The organism is uncultured Roseicyclus sp., assembly GCF_937892565.1.
In the GTDB taxonomy this organism is placed as follows: Bacteria; Pseudomonadota; Alphaproteobacteria; order Rhodobacterales; family Rhodobacteraceae; genus Roseicyclus.
This window is the reverse complement of record NZ_CALAHQ010000005.1, coordinates 17,535-40,172: the sequence shown is the minus strand read 5'-3', so window position 1 is coordinate 40,172 and position 22,638 is coordinate 17,535. Positions and strand designations below refer to the sequence as shown.

The 22,638-nt window shown below is 64.2% G+C and carries 25 protein-coding genes and 1 riboswitch; of the genes, 8 read left to right on the top strand and 17 right to left on the bottom strand.

Going from position 1 to position 22,638, the window contains the following annotated elements:
- The first annotated feature begins 19 nt into the window (after window positions 1-19).
- Window positions 20-850, top strand: a complete 831-nt coding sequence (locus Q0094_RS00775; protein WP_297614200.1) for a prephenate dehydratase — start codon at window positions 20-22, stop codon at window positions 848-850.
- On the opposite strand, the gene Q0094_RS00770 is transcribed toward Q0094_RS00775, so the two are convergent.
- The 4 genes from Q0094_RS00770 to Q0094_RS00755 all read right to left on the bottom strand — a co-directional run bounded on the left by Q0094_RS00770 (window position 840) and on the right by Q0094_RS00755 (window position 3,956).
- A complete protein-coding gene (locus tag Q0094_RS00770; RefSeq protein WP_297614198.1) occupies window positions 840-1,724 on the bottom strand; it encodes a LysR family transcriptional regulator in 885 nt (294 codons plus the stop codon). The two genes, Q0094_RS00775 and Q0094_RS00770, sit on opposite strands and share 11 nt — an antisense overlap.
- A gap of 47 nt (window positions 1,725-1,771) precedes the next feature.
- On the bottom strand, window positions 1,772-2,818 hold the full coding sequence (locus Q0094_RS00765; protein ID WP_297614196.1) for a sodium-dependent bicarbonate transport family permease: 1,047 nt from the start codon (window positions 2,816-2,818) through the stop codon (window positions 1,772-1,774).
- 104 nt (window positions 2,819-2,922) lie between these two features.
- The gene (locus tag Q0094_RS00760; protein WP_297614194.1) at window positions 2,923-3,252 is read right to left on the bottom strand and encodes an AzlD domain-containing protein; all 330 of its coding nucleotides are present in this window, start codon (window positions 3,250-3,252) and stop codon (window positions 2,923-2,925) included.
- Window positions 3,249-3,956, bottom strand: a complete 708-nt coding sequence (locus tag Q0094_RS00755) for an AzlC family ABC transporter permease (protein ID WP_297614192.1) — start codon at window positions 3,954-3,956, stop codon at window positions 3,249-3,251. The genes Q0094_RS00760 and Q0094_RS00755 overlap by 4 nt, the downstream gene beginning before the upstream one ends.
- A 114-nt stretch (window positions 3,957-4,070) precedes the next feature.
- Between Q0094_RS00755 and Q0094_RS00750 the strand changes: the two genes are divergently transcribed.
- A complete protein-coding gene (locus Q0094_RS00750) occupies window positions 4,071-4,925 on the top strand; it encodes a molybdopterin guanine dinucleotide synthesis (RefSeq protein ID WP_297614190.1) in 855 nt (284 codons plus the stop codon).
- Window positions 4,926-5,005: 80 nt separating this feature from the next.
- Here the strand turns inward: Q0094_RS00750 and Q0094_RS00745 are convergent, their stop codons facing one another.
- From Q0094_RS00745 to argH, 4 genes are all read right to left on the bottom strand, one after another.
- Entirely contained in the window at window positions 5,006-6,007 is a 1,002-nt protein-coding gene (locus tag Q0094_RS00745) for a hypothetical protein (RefSeq protein WP_297614187.1), read from the bottom strand.
- Between the two features lie 35 nt (window positions 6,008-6,042).
- Window positions 6,043-6,510, bottom strand: coding sequence for a transcription elongation factor GreA (gene greA, locus Q0094_RS00740; protein ID WP_297614185.1), 468 nt, complete (start codon window positions 6,508-6,510; stop codon window positions 6,043-6,045).
- A 92-nt stretch (window positions 6,511-6,602) separates the two neighbouring features.
- Window positions 6,603-6,740 (bottom strand): hypothetical protein, encoded by a 138-nt coding sequence (locus Q0094_RS00735; RefSeq protein ID WP_297614183.1) that lies wholly within the window; start codon window positions 6,738-6,740, stop codon window positions 6,603-6,605.
- Window positions 6,737-8,128, bottom strand: coding sequence for an argininosuccinate lyase (gene argH / locus Q0094_RS00730; protein ID WP_297614181.1), 1,392 nt, complete (start codon window positions 8,126-8,128; stop codon window positions 6,737-6,739). Before argH ends, Q0094_RS00735 begins: the two co-directional genes overlap by 4 nt.
- Before the next feature lie 30 nt (window positions 8,129-8,158).
- Between argH and Q0094_RS00725 the strand changes: the two genes are divergently transcribed.
- The gene (locus Q0094_RS00725) at window positions 8,159-8,716 is read left to right on the top strand and encodes a TlpA disulfide reductase family protein (protein ID WP_297614319.1); all 558 of its coding nucleotides are present in this window, start codon (window positions 8,159-8,161) and stop codon (window positions 8,714-8,716) included.
- Between the two features lie 20 nt (window positions 8,717-8,736).
- On the opposite strand, the gene gcvP is transcribed toward Q0094_RS00725, so the two are convergent.
- The 3 genes from gcvP to gcvT form a co-directional block, all read right to left on the bottom strand.
- Window positions 8,737-11,574, bottom strand: a complete 2,838-nt coding sequence (gene gcvP, locus Q0094_RS00720) for an aminomethyl-transferring glycine dehydrogenase (RefSeq protein WP_297614179.1) — start codon at window positions 11,572-11,574, stop codon at window positions 8,737-8,739.
- A 117-nt stretch (window positions 11,575-11,691) separates the two neighbouring features.
- The gene (gcvH, locus tag Q0094_RS00715; RefSeq protein ID WP_297614177.1) at window positions 11,692-12,054 is read right to left on the bottom strand and encodes a glycine cleavage system protein GcvH; all 363 of its coding nucleotides are present in this window, start codon (window positions 12,052-12,054) and stop codon (window positions 11,692-11,694) included.
- 24 nt (window positions 12,055-12,078) lie between these two features.
- Window positions 12,079-13,194 carry a glycine cleavage system aminomethyltransferase GcvT gene (gene gcvT / locus Q0094_RS00710; protein ID WP_297614175.1) on the bottom strand — a complete coding sequence of 372 codons (1,116 nt, stop codon included), beginning with the start codon at window positions 13,192-13,194 and terminating at the stop codon, window positions 12,079-12,081.
- 148 nt (window positions 13,195-13,342) lie between these two features.
- A riboswitch (glycine riboswitch) is annotated at window positions 13,343-13,435 on the bottom strand.
- A 74-nt stretch (window positions 13,436-13,509) separates the two neighbouring features.
- On the opposite strand from gcvT, the gene Q0094_RS00705 reads away from it, so the two are divergent.
- Entirely contained in the window at window positions 13,510-14,070 is a 561-nt protein-coding gene (locus tag Q0094_RS00705) for a gamma-glutamylcyclotransferase family protein (RefSeq protein ID WP_297614173.1), read from the top strand.
- 21 nt (window positions 14,071-14,091) lie between these two features.
- On the opposite strand, the gene gltX is transcribed toward Q0094_RS00705, so the two are convergent.
- The gene (gltX, locus tag Q0094_RS00700; protein ID WP_297614171.1) at window positions 14,092-15,417 is read right to left on the bottom strand and encodes a glutamate--tRNA ligase; all 1,326 of its coding nucleotides are present in this window, start codon (window positions 15,415-15,417) and stop codon (window positions 14,092-14,094) included.
- A gap of 66 nt (window positions 15,418-15,483) precedes the next feature.
- On the opposite strand from gltX, the gene Q0094_RS00695 reads away from it, so the two are divergent.
- The gene (locus Q0094_RS00695; protein ID WP_297614169.1) at window positions 15,484-15,900 is read left to right on the top strand and encodes a metallopeptidase family protein; all 417 of its coding nucleotides are present in this window, start codon (window positions 15,484-15,486) and stop codon (window positions 15,898-15,900) included.
- 63 nt (window positions 15,901-15,963) lie between these two features.
- Here Q0094_RS00695 and wrbA read toward each other — a convergent pair whose 3' ends face one another.
- The 5 genes from wrbA to Q0094_RS00675 form a co-directional block, all read right to left on the bottom strand.
- Entirely contained in the window at window positions 15,964-16,554 is a 591-nt protein-coding gene (gene wrbA / locus Q0094_RS00690) for an NAD(P)H:quinone oxidoreductase (protein ID WP_297614167.1), read from the bottom strand.
- Window positions 16,555-16,676: 122 nt separating this feature from the next.
- Complete coding sequence (locus Q0094_RS14470) at window positions 16,677-16,901, bottom strand: 2OG-Fe(II) oxygenase (protein WP_366940206.1); 225 nt, start codon at window positions 16,899-16,901, stop codon at window positions 16,677-16,679.
- On the bottom strand, window positions 16,880-17,209 hold the full coding sequence (locus tag Q0094_RS14465; protein ID WP_366940205.1) for a hypothetical protein: 330 nt from the start codon (window positions 17,207-17,209) through the stop codon (window positions 16,880-16,882). Before Q0094_RS14465 ends, Q0094_RS14470 begins: the two co-directional genes overlap by 22 nt.
- Window positions 17,210-17,329: 120 nt before the next feature.
- Window positions 17,330-18,859, bottom strand: coding sequence for a cryptochrome/photolyase family protein (locus Q0094_RS00680; RefSeq protein ID WP_297614166.1), 1,530 nt, complete (start codon window positions 18,857-18,859; stop codon window positions 17,330-17,332).
- Entirely contained in the window at window positions 18,853-19,518 is a 666-nt protein-coding gene (locus Q0094_RS00675; RefSeq protein ID WP_297614164.1) for an SDR family NAD(P)-dependent oxidoreductase, read from the bottom strand. Before Q0094_RS00675 ends, Q0094_RS00680 begins: the two co-directional genes overlap by 7 nt.
- 34 nt (window positions 19,519-19,552) lie before the next feature.
- On the opposite strand from Q0094_RS00675, the gene Q0094_RS00670 reads away from it, so the two are divergent.
- The 3 genes from Q0094_RS00670 to Q0094_RS00660 all read left to right on the top strand — a co-directional run bounded on the left by Q0094_RS00670 (window position 19,553) and on the right by Q0094_RS00660 (window position 22,618).
- Complete coding sequence (locus Q0094_RS00670) at window positions 19,553-19,696, top strand: hypothetical protein (RefSeq protein WP_297614162.1); 144 nt, start codon at window positions 19,553-19,555, stop codon at window positions 19,694-19,696.
- A gap of 88 nt (window positions 19,697-19,784) precedes the next feature.
- Window positions 19,785-21,350 (top strand): 2-isopropylmalate synthase, encoded by a 1,566-nt coding sequence (locus tag Q0094_RS00665; protein WP_297614160.1) that lies wholly within the window; start codon window positions 19,785-19,787, stop codon window positions 21,348-21,350.
- A gap of 230 nt (window positions 21,351-21,580) precedes the next feature.
- On the top strand, window positions 21,581-22,618 hold the full coding sequence (locus Q0094_RS00660) for a rod shape-determining protein (protein WP_297614158.1): 1,038 nt from the start codon (window positions 21,581-21,583) through the stop codon (window positions 22,616-22,618).
- Window positions 22,619-22,638: the final 20 nt, after the last annotated feature.

The window sequence follows — 22,638 nt, the reverse complement described above, 5'->3', positions numbered from 1 at the left end:
CCACATGGGACCGCAAGAGATGACCGATCGCATCGCCTTTCAAGGTGAGCCGGGTGCCTATTCGCATCAGGCCATCCATGACGCCCGCCCCGGAATGGAGGCGCTGCCCTGCGCCACATTCGAGGACGCGATCGAGGCCGTGCAATCGGGTCGCGCCAGTCAGGCCATGCTGCCGGTCGAAAACACCACCTATGGCCGGGTGGCCGACATTCACCGGCTGTTGCCGTCGTCGGGGCTGCATATCGTCGATGAGGCCTTTGTGCGGGTGCATATCAACCTGTTGGCCGTGCCGGGCGCACAGCTGTCCGACATCCGCGAGGCATGGTCGCATCTTGTGCTCTTGCCGCAATGCGCGCGGTTCTTGCGCGCGCATGATCTGAAGGGTCAGGTCAGCCCCGACAATGCGCGCGCAGCCCGCGATGTGGCGGCCTGGGGCGACCGCAGCAAGGCGGCGCTTGCATCCGAACTGGCCGCCGAGATCTACGGGCTGGATGTGCTGGCCCGCCACATCGAAGATCACGACACCAACACCACGCGCTTCTTGATCATGTCCCGCGATGCCAATATGGCGCGGCGATCCGATCACATGATGACGACCTTCGTGTTCCGCGTGCGCAACATTCCCGCCGCGCTCTACAAGGCGATGGGCGGTTTCGCGACCAATGGCGTCAACATGACCAAGCTGGAAAGCTACATGGTCGATGGTTCGTTCACGGCCACACAATTCTACGCCGACATCGAAGGCCACCCCGAGGATGACAACGTCAAGCTGGCGCTCGAGGAACTGGCCTATTTCACCAGCTTCCTGAAAATCCTCGGCACCTATCCGGCGGCCTCTGTCAGGGACTGAACCCGGTGTGGGGCGGCAACCGCTTGAGCGCGGGGTGCGGGAAATTGCGCGTCGCGGTGATGGCATAGAAATTCTCGACGATGCCCAGATCGCCCGGCGCCTGCATCAAGATGCCGGCCCCGATTTCATCTTGCACCACGACCAACGGCGCCAGCGCCACGCCCACATCGTGGCGCACCAGCAAGCGCACCATGGCCATGTCGTCCACCTCGGCCACGATGTTGGGCGTGATGGTGCGACGCGCGCAAAGCGCATCGAACCCGGTGCGGATCGAGCTTTCGGTGGGCAAGATCAAGGGTTGATGGCGCAAAAGCCAATCGGCATCGCGCCCGCGCATGCGGTCGATGGTGCCGACCAGCGCCACGGGCTGTGCCGCGATCCGGTGCGCGGTCAGTTCGGGAAAGGCAGCGCGATCATGCGGTTCGGTCGAAAGCACCACATCCAGCGCCAACCCCGCAAGACGCGGCAACAACATGCCGCCTGACCCCGAAACCAGGGCCAAGGGCACGGCATCTGGCCCCTCGCCCAGGACCGGGCGCAAAAAGCGCATCTGGAAATTGCGCGACAGCGTCGAGATCGCCCCCACCCGCAAGGGCCGTGCCCTATGACCCCCATCGCCCAAGGCGGCCAGCAATTCCGCGCCGGTGCCAAAAATCCGCTCAGCATGGTCAAGCGCGATCCGCCCGGCTTCGGTCAGGATCAACTGTCGCCCGCGCCGTTCGAACAGCGCATGACCCAGACGATCCTCCAGATGGCGGATCTGCGCCGACAGCGCGGATTGCGACAGGTTCAACCGCTCGGCCGCGCGCGTCAGATGACCTTCGCGCGCAACCTCGCGGAAATAGCGCAGATGATGGTAATTCAGCCGATCCATGATGCGTTAAATTAGAACGATTGTTTCTGTTTTACAGATAAATCAGATCATGCGCCGATCAGCCAGTCGGCCAGCGCGATCCAGACCGGGATCGACAAGATCGCCACCGGCGTGCCGATCCCCGTCGATGTGCCGACATAGGCGCTTGGGTTCGCCTCGGGCAAGGCCGCGCGCAAGGTGGGCGGGCCCGAGATGTCCGAACTGGACGCAGCCATCACCGCCAACAGCACCACGCCGCCTGCGGAAAACCCGGTCAGGTGATGGGCGACCAGCCCCGCGCCAAAGCCCAGCGCGCCATGCACAAAAGGTGCGGCGACGCCATAAAGGACATAGGCATGCGCCACTTTCCGCATTTCGCCCAACCGCGCCCATGCCTCCATGCCCATGATCAGCATCAGGATCGACAGGAGGCCCCGGAACAACGGCTCATAAAAGCTGGCGTAAACCTGTTCGGGCCGACCGAAAAGACCGATGGCAAGCCCCAGAAGCAAGGCGGAAATGGCCGGGCTTTTCAGCGTGTCGGTCAGGATGTCCTTGACAATGCCATCGCCCGCGCCGCCACCCGCAGCCAGCGTGGCCGTGCCACCACCCGCAGGCCGGGCAGTGGCCGCGCGCAGCGCGCTCATCTTGGCCAGAAGGATCGCCGTGACCAGCGCCGCAATATCCATGAAGGGGTAAAGCGCCCCGATAAAACCCTCGTAGGCGATGCCTTCGGCGTCCAGCATCACCATGCCCGCCGCCAAGGTCGAGGCAGAAACCGCGCCGAAAAGCCCCGCAGTCGCCATGCCATCCATCCGATTGACGCCCCGGGTCCGCGCCAGCGTGCCCGCACCCAAGACCACGATGGCCACACCCACCAAGGCCGCCGCGATCGCAGGCACGGCCAGCGCGATCACATGGGCCTCGCGCACCGAGATGCCAGCCCCAAGCCCCACCTTGAGCAACAAGACCAGAACGATGAATTTGTAAACCGGGTCTGGCACGGTCAGCTTGCTGCCCATCGCCGCCAGAACCATGCCCCCGATCAAGAAAGCCAGAGTGGGTTTTTGCAACTGCGCGACCAGTGTCGCCGCCATGTCGAACAGAATATCCATGGTCCGATCCCTGACCCAAAGCCAAAACATCGGGGGGATATGCCGCGCAGAAAGCACAAATAAAAATACAGGTTTTGTTGTTTTGGTTCTGAATAATCGAACAATCAGGCCAAGAGCCAGCCCAAACCCCAAAGGCTGGCCATGCCCGCCACAATCGCCCAGATGGCGTTCCTTGTCCAAAGCCCGACCGCCAGCGCCAAACTCGCCGCCGCGATGCGGCTGATGTCCAACTGGCCACCCGTGGCCTGAGGCCAGAGCACCAGAGGTGTCACCATCGCGGGCAATATGCCCACCGCCGTGTAGCGCAGATGCCGCAACAGCCATGCAGGAAGCGCGCGATCGCCCGGAATGCCAAGGAAGGAAAACCGCACCAGAAAGGTGCCAACGCCCAACGCCAGAATGATCAGCCAAATCTCGGTCGCGGTATAATTCATCGGCGCGCCTCCATCCGGCGCTCGACCTCGGCGCCGACGATCATCGCCGCCAAACCCGCGGCCAAAAGCCACAAATTCCACGGCAGGAAGCTCAACGCGATGGCCATCACGATGGATGTCAGCGCAGCGGCCACATGTGCCAAGGTGCGCAAGGCGGGCGCGATCAGCGCGATGAAGGTGATGGGCACCGCGAAATCAAGGCCAAGCGCGGGCGGGATCGCCTCACCCACCACGATGCCAAGCGCCGATGCGCCGATCCAGACCGGGATGGTGGGCGCGGCTGTGCCAAAGAAGAACGCGACCTTTTCGGCGGTGGTTTGCTTTGGTGCGGCCTCATATTCGCCATTCGCCAGCGCATAGGTCTGATCGACAGTCATGTAGGCGATCAAGGCCCGCTGCCAGATCGGCGCAGCCCCCAGATGCGGCACGAAAGACGCCGAATACATCGCCATGCGCAAATTGACCGCCAAGGCCGATGCAATCACGATCAGTGTCGGCGCATTGTCATGCATCAGTTGCAGCGCGGTGAATTGCGACGCGCCCGCGATCACCAGCACGGTGAAGCCCATCACCTGACCCACATCCAGCCCCGCCTCGGTGCCGACGACCCCGAACAATAGACCAAAGGGGCCAAGCACGATGAGAAAGGGCAAAGCGGCTGTCAGGCCACGCCAAAAGGCGGCTCTGGGGCTGGATACGGGCATGGGGGCAGGTTAGCCTGAGTTTGTTTGCGGGCCAGCCATAGGCGAGGCGCGGCTGGGATGCAATTCGGCGCAGGCCGCCGCAAGGGCCATACGGCACATCCAGAGGGGGCGGCGATGGACATCGATACGGTGATCATGGTGGATTGGTCGGCGCGCTCGGCCCCTTCGCCCGCCAAGCGCACCAAGGATGCGATCTATGTGGCCGAACGCACGGCCAGCGCGGGCCATGTCACCTATTGCCGAACTCGCGCAGCAGCTCAGGCGCATCTGATGGCGCGGCTTGAGGCCGCGCGCGCCGAGGGGCGGCGGGTGCTGGCAGGGTTCGATTTTCCCTTGGCCTACCCAAAGGGCTTTGCCCAGGCGCTGACCGGCAGCGCCGATCCCTTTGCGGTCTGGGATTGGATGGCCGGGACCATAAAGGATGACCCGAAGAACGCCAACAACCGGCTCGATGTGGCCGATCTAATCAATGCTCGCTTCGACGCGCCGGGCCCGTTCTGGTCGCACCCGGTGGGCAAGACGCCCGCGCATGTGCCGTTTCGAAAACCGCCCCACAGGGGCTTTGCCTTTGCCGAACGGCGGCGGGTGGAACAGATGGCACCCGGTGCCAGCACCTGTTTTCAACTCTACGGCAACGGCGCGGTGGCCAGCCAAACCCTGCTCGGGCTGCCCCGGCTTTGGGCGTTGCGGCAGCATTTCGGCGATGCGCTGGCCGTGCGCCCCTTTGAGGATCGCGATGCGCCGATCCTGTTGGCCGAGGTCTATCCCGCGATCCTGTCGGCCGAGATCAGGCGCCGCCAGCGCCCGGGCGAGGTGCCCGATGCCGCCCAGGTGCGCGTTCTGGCATCAGCTTTCGCGGCATTGCCGCCCCGGCATCTGGACGCGATCCTGCGCGAGGGCTGCCCCGAAGAAGGCTGGATCGCGGGTTTGGGCCATCAGGCGGCGCTGATTGCAGCGCTGGAGGCTTGAGGGGCCGTTTTCCGCAAGGAAAACGGGCGGGAAAACTCGAGTTTTCCCCTGTGGCTTCCGCAAGGAAGCCACCCCCCCCCTCAGTCAAAGGTGCCCGCCGCCCGGCTCAGAAGCATAAAGGCCCGCGCGGTCCGCGTGTCGGTCAGATCCGCGATCTGCGCATCATCGGCAATCGTTTCAAAGGCCGTGAAGCTGCGGTCGAACTGGCGCAGGAAATGATGTGCCGCATCCCTGAACACCAAGTCTGTTTTCATCCGCCCCGCCACAATGGCAAGGCTGGAGCGGTCATGGATACCGCCCAGCACCGCGACCGCGCGGCCCCGTTCGCCTTGGGCAAAGCGGCGCCAGACCTCGGGGCGGGCGCGATCGGGGGGCAGGTCATCCATATAGATGCCATCCTGGCTCAGCAGCGTCAGCACATCTTGACTGGCGCGGATCAGCCGTTCGGTCGCGCGATCCTCGAGCGCGCGGCGCAAGGCACGAAACCCGTCCTTGTCATGCTGGTTTTCGGGGAAATCCAGCGCCTTGATGAAATCGGCCAGCGCAATGGGTGCTTTTTCGACAGGGGCCGACAGCGCCAAAGCGGGCTGAGGGTGGTCCGGGTGCGGCGGCACCGTGGCAGGCGGCTCTGCCACCGGGGGGGCAAGACGCTGAGACGAAAAGACGGGCGTGCCAATCGGGGGCCCACCACGGTGGCCTTGCGCCAGTTCCTCCAGTTTTTCGACCAGCGCCGGCTTCACATCCGGCGCGATGCGCTGTTGCTGATCACCATAGGCCGCGCGCATCGCGTCGATGGCGGCCTGAAGGCGCGCCGCTTCTTGCCGCAAGGCGCGCGCGGTCCGCGCCGCGCCGATTGCAACCCAGAGCAGGGCAATCGGCGTCAGAATGGCCAAACCGTTCATCACGCGGGCGATCAGGCCGCCGCCTTCTGCGGCTGCCCCCCAATTGAGGACCACCACCACCCCGATCCAGACCACGCTGAGCAGCCCCGCCATCACCTCGATCATGGTGACGCGAAAGGCGGGACTTTCCCGGGCAAAGACCCCCGGATCAAGCGGGGATTGTTTGGGGTCAGCGCGCATGCGGGCCAAACCATTCCACCACAAAAGGGTGCGGTTCAGACATAGGTGATCGAGACGATCTCGTAATCCTTGTCCCCACCCGGTGTCTTGACCTCGACGCTGTCGCCTTCATCCTTGCCAATCAAGGCACGCGCCAGGGGCGAGTTGATGTTGAGCATGCCTTTTTCGATGTTCGCCTCGGCCTCGCCTACGATCTGAAAGCTCTTTTCGACGTCGTCTTCATCGACCAGCACCACGGTGGCGCCGAACTTGACCGGGCCCGACAGGGTTTTGGGATCGATCACATTGGCCCGCCCGATCAGCCCCTCTAGCTCCTTGATGCGGCCTTCGATGAAGGACTGTTTTTCCTTGGCGGAATGATACTCCGCGTTTTCCGACAGGTCGCCATGTTCGCGCGCCTCGGAAATGGCCTGAATGATGGCCGGGCGCTCCACGCTCTTGAGCTGCTTGAGCTCGTCGTTCAGGGCCTTGTAGCCCCCGGGGGTCATCGGAATCTTGTCCATGGAAAACGCCTTGATCTGTGCGGGCACTGAACGGTTCGAGCGCCCAAGGTTAGGGCCGAACGGCCCTGTGTTCAACGGTGTTCATGCGGGGGTCAGCCGCTTGTGGCAACAAGCGGTGCAGCCCCTTGCGCGCCGGGGCGCGCTTCGGGTCGTTCGGGGGCGCCATCGGCGCCACAGGCCGCAAGCAGGGCCAGCGCAAGGGCGGCACCAAGGCGTGAAAGATGGGTCATGCCAGCAGCTCTTTCCAACGGGCGATCTGGGCGCGCACCTGAGCGGGCGCCGTGCCGCCATATGACATCCGCGAGGCGACGGAATTATGAACGCCCAGCACGGCAAAGACATCGGATGTGATGCCCGGATGCACCGTCTGCATCTGCTCAAGGCTCAATTCCGGCAGATCGACGCCCAGACCCTCGGCCATGGCCACAAGGCTGCCGGTGACGTGATGGGCCTCGCGGAACGCAAGGCCCAAGACCCGCACCAGCCAATCGGCCAGATCGGTCGCGGTGGAAAAGCCCGATCCGGCGGCGGCCTCCAGCGCGGGGCGGTTGGCGGTCATGTCACGCACCATCCCCTCCATCGCGGCCAAGGCCAGCATAAGGTTATCGGCCGCGTCAAAGACCTGTTCCTTGTCTTCCTGCATGTCCTTGGAATAGGCCAAGGGAAGCCCCTTCATCACCATCAAGAGCGCGACATTGGCGCCGAAAATCCGCCCGATCTTGGCGCGGATCAGTTCGGCGGCATCGGGGTTCTTCTTTTGCGGCATGATCGAGGAGCCGGTGGTGAACCGGTCCGACAGCCGCACAAAGCGGAACTGGGCCGAGGACCAGATCACCAGTTCTTCGGCAAAGCGCGACAGATGCATCGCACAAATCGACGCGGCGGCCAGATATTCCAGCGCGAAATCGCGGTCGCTGACGGCATCGAGCGAATTGGCCATGGGCCGCTCAAAACCAAGCGCCGCGGCCGTCATGTGCCGGTCAATGGGAAAGGACGTGCCCGCCAGCGCCGCCGCCCCCAAGGGGCTTTCGTTCATCCGCGCCCGCGCATCGCCAAAGCGGCCCCGGTCGCGCGCCAGCATTTCGACATAGGCCATCATGTGGTGGCCCCAGGTGACGGGCTGGGCGGTCTGCAGATGGGTGAACCCCGGCATCACCCAATCGGCACCCGCTTCGGCCTGTGCGACCAGCGCACGCATCAAGGCATCGATCCCCGCCATGGTGGCATCGCATTGCTCACGCACCCAAAGCCGGAAATCGGTCGCCACCTGATCATTGCGCGAGCGCGCGGTGTGCAATCGGCCCGCAGGGTCGCCGATGATCTCTTTCAGCCGGGCTTCGACATTCATGTGGATGTCTTCCAGCGCCGTCGAGAATTCGAACCGCCCCTCGTCGATCTCTGACAAGACCGTGAGCAACCCTTTGCGGATCGCCGCAACGTCGCTATCACTCAAGATACCCGTGGCCGCCAGCATCGCCGCGTGGGCGCGGGATCCGTCGATGTCTTGCCTGGCCAGTCGCTTGTCGAACCCGATCGAGGCGTTGATCGCCTCCATGATCGCGTCGGGTCCGGCGGCAAAGCGGCCGCCCCACATGGCGTTGGTCGTGGTCTTTGTCATGGGTATCGGCCCTTGGAGGAATTTCGGATGATGCGCCTGTTGCGTTCGATGTTGATCTACCTTGCCGCAGGCTTGGGTGCAAATGCTGCTGTGGCGCAAGACCTGTCCGCCTATCTGGTGGGCGAGATGCGGGGGCTGGTGATCCATGAGGCGCCGGTTGCGGTCTCTGCGCTGCCCTTTTTGCGGATCGACGAGACCCAGGGCCAGCTTGCCGATTATGCCGGGCGTCATGTGGTGCTGAATTTCTGGGCCACATGGTGCGCCCCGTGCCGCGAGGAAATGCCGTCGCTTCAAAATCTGCAAACGGCGCTGGGGGGTGAGGATTTCACCGTGGTCACGCTGGCCACGGGGCGCAATCCGCCACAAGCCATCCGCCGTTTCTTCGAAGAGATCGGCGTGACCGACTTGCAGCAACACCGCGACATCAACCAGCAGATCGCCCGCGAGATGGGGGTGTTCGGCCTGCCCATCACGGTGATCTTGAACCCCGAGGGGCAAGAGATCGCCCGCCTGCGCGGGGACGCCCATTGGGACAGCCCCGAGGCAATTGCCCTGATCGGCGCGCTGATCGGCCAGCCGGGCGGCTGACCGATCGCACAAGGGGCGCCCTATTCGGCGGCGTCCAGATAGCTGTCGAGCGGCGGGCAGGTGCAGATCAGATGCCGGTCGCCATGCACATTGTCGACCCGGTTGACGGGTGGCCAATACTTGTCGACCCGAAAGGCGCCGGGGGGGAAACAGCCCTGTTCGCGCGAATAGGGGCGATCCCAATCGCGGATCAGGTCCTCCATCGTGTGGGGGGCAAAGCGCAGCGGGCTGGTCTCGATCGGCATGCGGCCGGCCTCGACCTCGGCGATCTCGGCACGGATGGCCAGCATCGCCTCGCAAAAGCGGTCGATCTCGGCCTGTGTTTCGCTTTCGGTGGGTTCCACCATCAAGGTGCCCGCGACGGGCCAGCTCATTGTCGGGGCGTGAAAGCCGCAATCCATCAGCCGCTTGGCGATGTCATCGACGCTGACGCCCGCCTCCGCAAAGGGGCGGGTGTCAAGGATGCATTCATGCGCGACGCGCCCACCCTTGCCCTTGAACAGCACCGGAAAGGCGCCATCGAGCCGCCTGGCGATATAGTTGGCGTTCAAGATCGCCACCTTGGTCGCGCGTGTCAGACCCTCGCCCCCCATCAGACGGACATAGGCATAGCTGATCGGCAAGATCGACGCAGACCCATAGGGCGCCCCCGAGACAGGGCCGGTCGCCCCACCGGTTTCGGGATGCCCGGGCAGGTATGGCGCCAGATGCGCCTTGACCCCGATGGGGCCCATGCCGGGGCCGCCCCCGCCATGCGGGATGCAAAATGTCTTGTGCAGGTTCAGATGGCTGACATCGGCGCCCACATCGCCCGGCCGCGACAGGCCCACCATGGCGTTCAGATTGGCCCCGTCCAGATAGACCTGCCCACCAAAGGCATGGGTGATGTCACAGACATCGCGCACGGTTTCCTCGAACACGCCATGGGTCGAGGGATAGGTGATCATGCATGCCGCCAGATTGTCGCCCGCCGCTTCGGCCTTGGCGCGGAAATCGGCCAGATCGACATCGCCGTTTTCGGCCGCGCGCACCACCACCACCTCCATCCCGCACATCTGGGCAGAGGCGGGATTGGTGCCATGCGCCGACACCGGGATCAGGCAGATGCGCCTGTGCCCCTGACCGCGCGCGGCGTGATAGGCGGCGATGGTCAAAAGGCCCGCATATTCGCCCTGCGCGCCGGAATTGGGCTGCATCGACATGGCGTCATAGCCCGTGATCTCGCACAGCTTGGCCGACAGATCGGCCAGCATCTCGGCATAGCCCTGTGCCTGATCGGCGGGGGCAAAGGGGTGGATCGCATTGAACTCGGGCCAGGTCACCGGCATCATCTCGACCGCGGCGTTCAGCTTCATCGTGCAAGACCCCAAGGGGATCATCGCCCGGTCAAGCGCAAGATCGCGATCCGACAGGCGGCGCATGTAGCGCATCATCTCGGATTCGGCGCGGTTCATGTGAAAGATCGGATGCGTCAGATAGGGCGTCGTGCGCAGCATCGCCTCGGGAATGGCGGGGGCGCTGACGGGGGGAAGAAGTGCCACGTCAAAGGCCGCGCAGACGGCGGCCAGATGGGCCTCGGTCGTGGTCTCATCGACCGAGATGCCGATCCGGTCGCGGCCCACATCGCGCAGGTTGATGCCGCGCGCGACGGCGGCCGCCATGATCCGGCTTTGCCGGTCGCCCACCGCCACCGTGATCGTGTCGAAATAGGCCGCCGCCCCGGGCGCGAAACCGCCAGCCGCCAGCGATGCCGCCAGACGCGCCGCCTTGAGATGCACGGCCTGCGCGATGGCACACAAGCCTTCGGGGCCATGAAACACGGCATAGAAGCTGGCCATCACCGCCAAAAGCGCCTGAGCCGTGCAGACGTTCGATGTGGCTTTCTCGCGGCGGATATGCTGTTCGCGGGTCTGCAGCGACAGGCGATAGGCCTTGTGGCCATGGCTGTCGATCGACACACCGACGATTCGGCCCGGCATCGCGCGCTTGTGCGCGTCGCGACACGCCATGAAGGCTGCATGCGGCCCGCCATAGCCCAAGGGCACGCCAAAGCGCTGCGCCGATCCAACAGCGATATCGGCCCCCATCGATCCGGGGTCACGGATCAGCGTCAGCGCCAGAAGATCGCTTGCGACAATGGCGATGGCCTTTTGGGCATGCAGCGCCGCAATCTGTGCGCTGGGGTCCGCCAGCCCGCCAAAGCTGCCCGGCACCTGAAAGATCGCGCCGAAAACAGCCGCCGGGTCCAATGTGTCGGGCGCGCCCACGATCACCTCGATCCCGAGCGGTGCGGCGCGCGTGCGCATCACGGCAATGTTCTGCGGATGGCAGTTTTCATCAATGAAAAACGCCCGCGCCTTTGATTTGGCCACCCGTTCGGCCATCACCATCGCCTCGGCACAGGCCGTGGCCTCATCCAGAAGCGAGGCATTGGCGACCTCGAGCCCGGTCAGATCGGCCACCATGGTCTGGAAATTCAGCAAGGCCTCAAGCCGGCCCTGGGCGATCTCGGGCTGATAGGGGGTATAGGCGGTGTACCAAGCCGGGTTTTCCAGCACGTTGCGCTGGATGGCGGGAGGCGTGTGGGTGTTGTAATAGCCCTGTCCGATCATCTGGACCATTGGCTTGTTGCGACCAGCGATCGCACGCATATGCGCCAGCAATTCGGCCTCCGACATCGGCGCCCACTCCAGCGGATGTGCCTGTCGGATCGCGGCGGGCAGCGTCTGATCGATCAAGGCATCGATGCTCGATGCCCCCACCACCTTGAGCATCGCGGCGATCTCGGCGGGCGAAGGGCCGATGTGGCGGCGGTTGGCGAAATCGGTCGGATCGTAGGGGGTCTGGGTCCAGGCCATGTCTGTCATCCTCTCGGGGCGAAGGCACAGCGCTTCTCCCTGGTCATCTTTGCTTGAGAAATACTCCGGGGGGGCCGCGCCAAAGGCGCGGCGGGGGCAGCGCCCCCATCGGCGCGGTCACTCGCCGATGTGATCCTTGTAGTCTTCCTCATCCATGTATTCATCAAGCACCGAGGGATCGTCGATCTTGACCTTGAAGAACCACGCAGCCCCGGTGGGGTCGTCATTGACCAAGGCCGGGTTGTCGACCAAGGCCTCGTTGATCTCGACGATCTCGCCATCGAGGGGCGCCACAATGTCGGATGCCGCCTTGACGCTTTCGATCACCACGATCTCGTCGCCGCGCGCGATCTGCGTCTCGACTTCGGGCAATTCGACAAACACCACATCACCCAATTGCGTTGCGGCGTATTCGGTGATGCCCACGGTGACGATGTCGCCCTCGAGGCTCAGCCATTCATGATCTTCTGTGTATTTCATAGTGTCCTCATCTGGAGGGGGTGATCAGCGTTTGTATCCGGGTGGCACGAAAGGCAGCGGCACTTGCCGCGCAAGCAAGCGCTTGCCGCGCAGCTCGCCAAAGATCGGGGCTTGGGCAGGGGTGGCGGCATCGATCAGTCCGATGGCGATGGGCGCGCCGACCGAGGGGCCAAAACCGCCCGAGGTGATCACGCCCACAGGTGCGCCGCCCTGTGCATCGGCAAACAGCGGCACGCCCGCACGCATCGGTGCGCGGCCTTCGGGGCAAAGCCCCACGCGGCGGCGCGGTGCGCCATGGGACAATTGATCCAAAATGACACCGGCCCCGGGAAAACCGCCCGCGCGGTCCCCGCCCGCACGGCGCGCCCGCCCGATCGACCAGGCCTGTCCTGCCTCGATCGGGGAAATCGTCTCGTCCATCTCCTGGCCATAGAGCGGCAAACCCGCCTCGAGCCGCAAGCTGTCACGCGCGCCAAGCCCGATGGGCGCCACGCGGGCATCGGCCAAAAGCGCCCGGGCAAAGGCTTGGGCATGGTCCACGGGCACCGAGATTTCGAACCCGTCCTCGCCCGTATAGCCCGAGCGGGAAATCCACAGCGCGCCGCCCTGCCACGTGCAGACGGCAACATCCATAAAGCGCATCTCGGCCACACCTGCCACCAAGGGGGCCAGAACCGCTTGGGCCATCGGCCCCTGAAGCGCCAGAAGCGCGCGGTCGCCCACCGGCTCGACGCCCGCGACATGGGCGCTCAAATGGGCAAGATCATGGGCATGGCGGGCGGCGTTGACGACCAGCAACACATCGCCCGCACGATGCGCGATCATCAGATCATCCAGCACGCCGCCGGTGTCATTGGTAAAGACGCCATAGCGCTGGCGCCCTTCGGGCAGACCGATCAGATCGGCCGGGATCAGACCCTCAAGGGCTGCCAGCGCCGTCTTGGGCAGGCGCACCTGTCCCATATGGCTGACATCGAACAGCCCGGCCTTTTGGCGCGTCCACAGATGTTCGGCCATCACGCCATCGCCATATTGCACGGGCATGGACCAGCCCGCGAATGGCACGAATTTCGCGCCCAATTCGGCATGCAGCCCTGCAAGCGGCAGCGTGTTCAGATCCTTGTCGACACTGTCGGCCATCATTCCCCGTCATCGGTTTGGGCATAGGGCCCGGCATCGGTGATCGCGCCCCGCCTGAGCCGCGATAGTGATGCCCCCTCTGTCCTGTGGCCTGAGATCGTTATCCCGTCGGCGGATGCGGCGGGCCGCATCACTCTCCAGAGTTGTCGTGCCGGCACAGGTCCTTTTGCCTGAGAGTTTACCGGGGCGGTTGCTCCTTCGGCCCTGACCGGATCGGGTCAGCGTCTCCCTGCGTCGACAGGGTCAAAATATCAGGCTTGCGGCAACCCGCAAGGGGCCTTGTGCATCTGCGGCGCTTTCGTCATCAAAACCGACATGACCCCAAAGCCTGACCCATTTTTCTTTGGCTACGGCAGCCTTGTGAACCGGGCCACCCATGCCTACCCGAACGCAGCGCCCGCACGCGCCCGTGGCTGGGCGCGCATCTGGCAGGCCACGACCGTCCGACAGATCGCCTATCTGTCGGTGATCGAGGCGCCCGGCACCCAGATCGAAGGGCTGATCGCATCGGTGCCGGGGGGCGATTGGGCGGCGCTCGATGCGCGCGAACATGCCTATGCGCGTCACGCGCTGCGCGATGTGCACCATGACCGGCCCGCCGCGACAGCGGTGATGATCTATCAGGTCGATCCGCGCCACATCGCGCCGACGGGCCGCCATCCGATCTTGCTCAGTTATCTTGATACGGTGGCACAGGGGTTCTTGCGCGAGTTTGGCGAAGCAGGCGTGGCGCGGTTTTTCGAAACGACGCAAGGATGGGAGGCGGGCATCCGGAACGACCGCGCCGCGCCGCTTTATCCGCGCGCCCAAGTCACGACTGACCGCGAAAGGGCGCTGGTCAACGCAGCCCTGCGCGATCTGGGCATTTCTGGCTAGGTGTTCAGGCGCAGCTTTCGGTTACAGCGTCGGTTTTTTCCGCAAGAGCCGCATCACATCGGCCATCTCGGGGCCCTTGTCTTGCCCTGTCACCGCCTTGCGCAGCGGCATGAACAAGGTCTTGCCCTTGCGCCCTGTCGCGTCTTTCACGGCATTGGTCCAGTTGGCCCATGTGGCGCCGTCATAGGGCGGATCGGGCAACATGGCAAAGGCCGCCGCGACAAAGGCGCGGTCTTCGTCATCGACCACGGGCACGGCACCATCGCGAAACAGTGCCCACCAAGGCGCCAGATCGGCCTTTGTGGTGATGTTGGCACGCGCCACCGCCCAGAAATCGGCGGCCAGCGCATCGGGCACGCCCAAGGCCGCGATCTCGCCCGCCACCGCCGACAGGGGGGTTTCCTGCAAGATGCGGGCGGTCAGCGGGAACAGATCGGTTTCATCGAATTTGGTGGGGGCCGATCCGAATTGTGACAGATCAAAGCCTTCGGCCAATTCGTCGATGGAGCCTGCCAGCACGACGGGCTGGGACGACCCAAGCCGCGCCATCAGGCTCAAAAGCGCCATCCGCTCGACCCCGGCCGCGCGCAGATCGCGCAACGACAGCGTGCCAAGCCGTTTGGACAGCGCCTCACCCTGCGCGCCGGTCAGAAGCGAATGATGCGCGAATGCCGGGTGGCCCGCGCCAAGGGCCGCCATGATCTGGATCTGGGTCGCGGTGTTGGTGACGTGATCGGCGCCGCGCACCACATGGGTGATGCCCATGTCGATGTCATCGACGACCGAGGCAAAGGTATAGAGCACCTGACCATCGGCCCGGATCAGGACCGGGTCCGAGACCGAGCCTGCATCGATCGACAGCGGCCCGAGGATGCCATCCACCCATTCGATGCGTTCCTGATCAAGCTGGAAACGCCACACGCCTTGCCCGCGTTCGGCGCGCAGACGCGCCTTGTCATCCGCCGACAGCTTGAGGGCCGCGCGGTCGTAAACCGGGGGCTGGCCCATGTTGAGCTGTTTCTTGCGCTTGAGGTCCAGTTCGGTCGGGGTTTCCCACGCCTCATAGAAGCGGCCCGCCGCGCGCAGCCGGTCGGCTTCTTCGGCGTAGCGGTCCAGCCGGTCGGATTGCCGTTCGAGCCGGTCCCAGGTCAGGCCCAGCCATTCCAGATCTTGCTGAATGGCGTCGGCGTATTCCTGTTTCGAGCGTTCGGGATCGGTATCATCGAGCCGCAAGATGAACGTGCCGCCCGCCTTGCGCGCGATCAGGTGATTGAACAGCGCGGTGCGCAGGTTGCCCACATGGATATAGCCGGTGGGTGAGGGCGCGAAACGGGTGGTGACGGTCATGACAATGCCTTTTTCAACACCCGCGTGGTCTTTCAGATCGGCGCGGAATTGTCCATATCAGGGGCCATGACCCAAAACACGCCCCATCACGATCTGGTCGCCCCCGGTCTCGAGGTTTTCGAGACGCTGGCAGAGGCCGCCCTGGCCGCCATCCCCGCGCCCTATGCGGTGGCCGCGCGCCGCATCGCGATACGGATCGAGGATTTCGCATCGCCGGACATGCTCGCCGGGCTGGAGATGGACGACCCTTTTGAGCTGACCGGGCTTTATGAGGGCATCCCGCTGACCGAGAAATCGGTGATGGACCAACCGATGGGGCCCGACACGATCTGGCTGTTCCGCCGGCCCATTCTGGATGAATGGGCCGATCGCGGCAATGTCAGCCTGGGCGAGATGGTGGCCCATGTGCTGGTCCATGAACTGGCGCATCATTTCGGCTGGTCGGATGACGACATCGCCCGCATCGATCCATGGTGGGAATGACGGCGTAACGAAAGGGCCGCGCTGGATGCACCGGCGCGGCCCTCGTGATGCGATCCGAATGGCTCAGGCCAGCTTGGCGGCCATGTCGACAAGGCGCTTGGCCTGATGGCGGATGGCGGCCTCGGCCTCGGGGGTCACCTTGCCCGCGACGGCCACGGTGCCATAAGGGTTGCCACCAGCGGCGAAAACGGCCGGATCGGTATAGCCCGGCGCGACGATGACAGCGCCCCAATGCATCATGGTGGTGTAAAGACCGATCAGGGTCGTCTCCATCCCGCCATGCGGGTTCTGGGCCGAGGTCATGGCGCTGACCGCCTTGTTGGCCAGCGCACCGCTGAACCACTGGCCGCCCAAGCTGTCGATAAAGGCGCGCAACTGGCTTGCGACCGTGCCAAAGCGGGTGGGGGCCGAGAACAGATAGGCATTGGCCCATTCCATATCGGCGGGGGTTGCCACGGGAATGGCGGCCATCTTGTCGGCCTGTGCCTTCCATGCATCCTGGGTGGCTATGACCTCGGCGGGGGCGGTTTCGGCCACGCGCAACAGGCGCACCTCGGCGCCCGCGGCGCGCGCGGCGTCGGCGGCGATCTCGGCCATGCGGTGATTGGTGCCATAGGTCGAATAGAAGACGATGGCGAGCTTGACGGTGGACATGCGGACAATTCCCTGTGCGTGAAGTTCTATCTCAAACGGCAGATGGACCTGCGCCCCACCGTCCTCAATTCCGCGCCGCCGCAAGCATCCTGTTCGATTTTACACAGTGGAGCCAGACTACCCTATCTGAAAGGCGCGCCATGGCACCAAACGGTCAGCGAGTGGCGTTCGCCCACCGTAACCGGCGTGACGCGGTGCAGCACAAAGGACGGAAACAGCGTGGCGGTGCCGCGCGCGCGGTCGGCGCTGATGATGTTGGCGCCCGGCATCACCTCCAGATCGCCGCCTGTGTAGGCGTCGGGCTCCGAGAGTTGCACCACGATGGTCAGCTTGCGCCGTTCAGCCACCGCCCCTCGCCCACATCGGAATGCCAGCCGAAATGCCCCTCGCGCTCGGCGCCATAGCGGGCGACCTGCGGGCTTTCGGCGAAATCGGTGATGTCGAAATCAAAGACATCGCGGTTGGCCGCACGCACAAGGTCGATCACACGGTCCATGACCCAGGATGTGCCATCGACATCATCAAGCCAGACCAGATCGGCGCGGCGCAGATTGTGGTCGCGGGCTTGGCGCACAAGACCCGCATCCCGGCTTGGCGCTGCGGCCACGCAGTCGAGGATCCGGGCGCAATCCGCACCGGAAAAGGCGTCGCTCACGGAATGAACGGCGATCATTTCTGATCTCTCCAGAAAGAGGCATGTGCGGGCCTTGGACCATCTCGGGCCGGCCACGCCTGCGGGTCAGATTGCCCAGCGCGCGGCGCCGGTCAAGCGGGCTTACACCGGCGCACTGCGATCCAGCCGCGCCAAGAACGCATCGGCGCTGTCCAAACTCGCCTGCCGCCTGTCATCGGACATCGCCATCCATGTGCGATACATCTGTGCCATGCGCGGGTTGCGCCCAAAGCGGTCGCGGTGCCGGTGCAGGAACGCCCAGTAGAGATAATTGAACGGACAAGCCTTATCCCCAGACTTTTCCCCAACCTCATAGCTGCAACCCTTGCAGTAATCAGACATCTTGTTGATGTAGTTGCCGCCCGAGACATAGGGCTTTGACCCCACGATGCCGCCATCGGCAAATTGGCTCATGCCGATGACGTTGGGGGCTTCGACCCATTCATAGGCGTCGGCATAGACAGCCAGATACCACTCATGAACCTGATGCGGATCGATCCCCGCCAAGAGCGCAAAATTGCCCGTTACCATCAGGCGCTGGATGTGGTGGGCATAGGCCTCGTCGCGGGTCTGTTCAACGGCGCGCGACACACAGCGCATCGCGGTGTCGGCGGTCCAGTAGAATTCGGGCAGCTTGCGGTCATGGCCGAGCGCGTTCATGCGGGTATAATCGGGGCCCTGGCGAAAATAGATGCCGCGCATGAATTCGCGCCAGCCGATGATCTGTCGGACAAAGCCCTCGACCGCGTTCAGCGGGGCCTTGCCCGACCGCCAGGCGCCCTCGGCCGCCTCGCAGATCTCGCGCCAGCCCAAAAGCCCGGCGTTGAGATACATCGAGATGACAGAGTGATAGAGAAATCGGTTCCCGTCGAGCATCGCATCCTGAAAATCGCCAAAACGCGGCAGGGCATGGGCGATGAAATGGTCCAGTGCCGCCAGCGCGCCGTCGCGGTCGGTGGCAAACCAAAAGGGGTCAAGCGTGCCGAAGTTGCCCGCAAAACGGGACGCGACCAGCGTCAGCACCGCCTCGGTGCCCGCGTCGGGGCGGTGCCGCAGCGGGCCGTTGAACCCGATGTCGCCGGGGGCGGGCTTGCGGTTGTCATGGTCATAGTTCCACTTGCCGCCGGCGGGCTGGTCGCCCTCCATCAACAGGCCGGTCTTGCGGCGCATCTCGCGGTAGAACCATTCCATCCGCAGCTCTTTGCGCCCCTCGGCCCATTGGTCGAATTCGGCATGGGAACACAGGAACCGGTCGTCGGGGAATTGGTGGACCGGGATGGGGCACTCTTCGAGTGCGGCGATCAGGCGGAATTCACCCGGTTCGGTGGCCAGCACCTCGACCGCGCCGGTTTCGGCCGCGCCGCGGATCAGCTCGCCCGGGATGGTGTGGGTGTTGTCAGGGTCATCGAGGCGCGTGTAGCGCACCCGCCAACCCTTTGCTTCCAGATGGGCCGCGAATTTGCGCATGGCGGCAAAAAGAAAGGCGATCTTTTTGGGGTGGTGGGGAACATAGGACGCCTCGCCCATCACCTCGGCCATGACGATGATGTCGCGCGAAGGGTCCCCCTCGCGCAGCGCGGAAAGTTCATCGGTGAGTTGATCGCCCAAGACAAGGATCAGGCGGCCTACCATGGCAGGTTGTGACCGGCATAATCGAAAAACCCGCCCGTTTGCGCGGGGGCAAGGCCCGCCATCACATCGCAGAGCGCGCGCGCGGCCTGTTCGGGGGTGGTCTTGCCGTAAGCGGGATCATAGCCTTGGGTAAAGGGCGTGGCGACGGTGCCGGGGTGAAGGGCTGCGATCACCGCCTCACGGTGGGAGCGCGCAATCTCGATGGCCGCGCCATGTACGATCTGGTTCAGCGCCGCCTTTGAGGCGCGATAGGAATACCAGCCCCCCAGCCGGTTGTCGCCGATCGAGCCAACCTTGGCCGTCAGGACCCCCGTGACCGAGCGCCCCTTGCGCGGCAAAAGCCGCGGCAGATGGGTCAGGATGGTGGCCACACCGATGGTGTTGACGGCAAAGACCCGCGCCATGGCCGCAGGATCGATCTGGGCCAGTTGCTTTTCGGGGGCTGATCCCGGCGGGGCAAGGATGCCGATGGCCACGAACACCGCATCATAGGGCCCGTCAAGCGCGCCCATCACGCGCGCCACGCTGGCCGGATCGGTTACATCCAAGCCATCGGCGGCCCGCGAAAGCCCCGTCACCACAGCGCCCCGCGCGCGCCATTCTTCCGCCACCGCGCGGCCAATGCCGCCCGAGGCCCCGATCACCAATGCCTGTTCCATGACAGGCCAGTTATGGCGCGCACGGGTTCGGTCAATGGCGCTGACCCGAAAGGGGGTTTTCAAAGCCGCAAGGATCGGTATTTTCGCCCCCATGACCATGCAGGCCCATATCATGACCCTTGCCGCGCCCGGTGCGCGGATGTCGGCTCTTGGCCTGCTGCTGCTTAGCCGCCTCTGAGCGTGCCCTTCGGCGCGACCGCTCAGAGGAGGGACAGCGCCGGAGACCTCCAAACAGGTAGTAGCCCCACGGCTAAGGACAGATCGACATGAGCACTGACAGAAATCGCGTCTTGATTTTCGACACCACGCTGCGCGACGGCGAACAATCACCCGGCGCCACGATGAGCCATGATGAAAAGCTCGAAATCGCCAGCCTGCTCGACGAGATGGGCGTCGATATCATCGAAGCCGGATTTCCCATTGCCTCGGAGGGCGATTTCGCCGCCGTTTCCGAGATCGCCAGGCAAACCCGCAACGCCACCATCTGCGGTCTGGCACGCGCCAGTTTCAAGGATATCGACCGCTGCTGGGAAGCGGTGCGCCACGCCAAAAGCCCACGCATCCACACCTTCATCGGCACCAGCCCGCAACATCGCGCCATTCCCAACCTGACCATGGATCAGATGGCCGAGCGCATCCACGAAACAGTCACCCATGCGCGCAACCTGTGCGACAACATCCAGTGGTCGCCCATGGATGCAACGCGCACCGAATGGGATTACCTCAGGCGCGTGGTCGAGATCGCCATCAAGGCGGGCGCCACGACAATCAACATCCCCGACACGGTCGGCTATACCGCGCCTGTGGAAAGCGCTGCCTTGATCCGCCGCCTGATCGCCGAGGTGCCGGGCGCCGCGGATGTGATCTTTGCCACCCATTGCCACAATGATCTGGGCATGGCGACGGCCAACGCCCTGGCCGCCGTGGCAGGCGGCGCCCGCCAGATCGAATGCACGATCAACGGGCTGGGCGAACGCGCGGGCAATACCGCGCTGGAAGAGGTGGTGATGGCGCTCAGGGTGCGCCATGACATCATGCCCTACACCACCGGCATCGACACGACCAAGATCATGCATATCTCGCGCCGGGTCTCGACCGTTTCGGGGTTCGCTGTGCAGCCCAACAAGGCCATCGTCGGCAAGAATGCGTTTGCGCATGAATCCGGCATCCATCAGGACGGCATGCTGAAATCGGCGGACACCTTTGAAATCATGCGCCCCGAAGATGTGGGCCTGTCGGGCACCTCGCTGCCGCTGGGCAAGCATTCGGGGCGCGCGGCGCTCCGCGCCAAGCTCAAGGAACTGGGCTTCGACATGGCCGACAACCAGCTCAATGATCTGTTCGTGCGCTTCAAGGCGCTGGCAGACCGCAAGAAAGAGGTTTTCGACGATGATCTGATCGCGCTTGTGACCGATGCGGCGGCGGCGGGCACCAAGGATCATCTGGAGCTGAAATTCCTGCGCGTGATCTGCGGCACCGAGGCGCCGCAATCTGCCGACATCACGCTGCGGGTGGGCGACAAGGATCGTCAGGCGAGCGCACAGGGCGACGGGCCGGTCGATGCGGCCTTCAACGCGGTCAAGGCGCTTTACCCCAATGAGGCGGTGTTGCAGCTTTATCAGGTGAACGCCGTGACCGAAGGCATGGATGCGCAAGCCACCGTCACCGTCCGCGTCGAAGAGGGCGGGCGCATCACCACCGGGCAGGCGGCCGATACCGACACGATCGTGGCCAGCGTGAAAGCCTATGTCAATGCGCTCAACCGCCTGATCGTGCGGCGTGAAAAGCTGGGCTCGGACCGCAAGGAAGTGTCTTACAAGGACGCTGGCTGAGGCGGGGTGGCGAAAAACCGGAGTTTTTCGCACTGGAAAACTCCGGTTTTCCTGTGCGGAAATCTTGCGATTTCCGCCCGGGGTGCAAGCGAAAAGACGCTGATTGGCCGCGGTGCAAGGCCTTTACGGCGCTCGATCGCCAAGCCTATAACAAAATTTCAGGGGTCGGACCGAGTCTTTGTGCAAGATGCGCTCTTTGCCCTTTTGAAATCGCGCAAAGGGCACAACAGATGGCGATGTGGGGCAATCTTTTTTCGTCGGATATGGCGATCGACCTCGGCACGGCCAATACGCTGGTCTACGTCAAGGGGCGCGGCATCATCCTCAACGAACCCTCGGTCGTGGCCTATCAGGTCAAGAACGGCGTCAAGACGGCGCTGGCCTTTGGCGAGGATGCCAAGCTGATGCTGGGGCGCACACCGGGCAGCATACAGGCGATCCGGCCCATGCGCGACGGCGTCATCGCCGATTTCGATGTGGCCGAAGAGATGATCAAGCATTTCATCCGCAAGGTCCACAAGCGCACGACATTCACCAAACCCAAGATCATCGTCTGCGTGCCGCATGGGGCGACCCCGGTGGAAAAGCGCGCAATCCGGCAATCCGTGCTGGGCGCAGGCGCGCGCAAGGCCGGTCTGATCGCCGAACCCATCGCGGCGGCCATCGGCGCTGGCATGCCGATTACCGACCCCACCGGGTCGATGGTCGTCGATATCGGCGGCGGCACCACCGAGGTGGCGGTTTTGTCCTTGGCCGATATCGTCTATGCCCGCTCGGTGCGAGTGGGCGGTGACAGGATGGATGAGGCGATCATCAATTATCTGCGCCGCCAGCATAACCTGTTGATCGGGGAAGCCACGGCCGAACGGATCAAGACCTCGATCGGGACGGCACGCATGCCCGATGACGGGCGTGGCGCATCGATGCGCATCCGCGGGCGCGACTTGTTGAACGGGGTGCCAAAGGAAACCGAGATCAGCCAGGCGCAGGTGGCCGAGGCGCTGGCCGAACCGGTGCAGCAGATCGTCGAGGCGGTGATGAGCGCGCTGGAGGCAACGCCGCCCGATCTGGCCGCCGACATCGTGGATCGCGGCGTCATGCTGACAGGCGGTGGCGCGCTTTTGGGTGATCTCGATGTTGCGCTGCGCGAACAGACGGGGCTGGCCATTTCGGTGGCCGATGAATGCCTCAACTGTGTGGCCGTCGGCACCGGCAAGGCGCTGGAGTATGAAAAGCTCCTCAGTCATGCGATAGATTACGATAGTTGAGCGCCCAGAGATCGCCACAT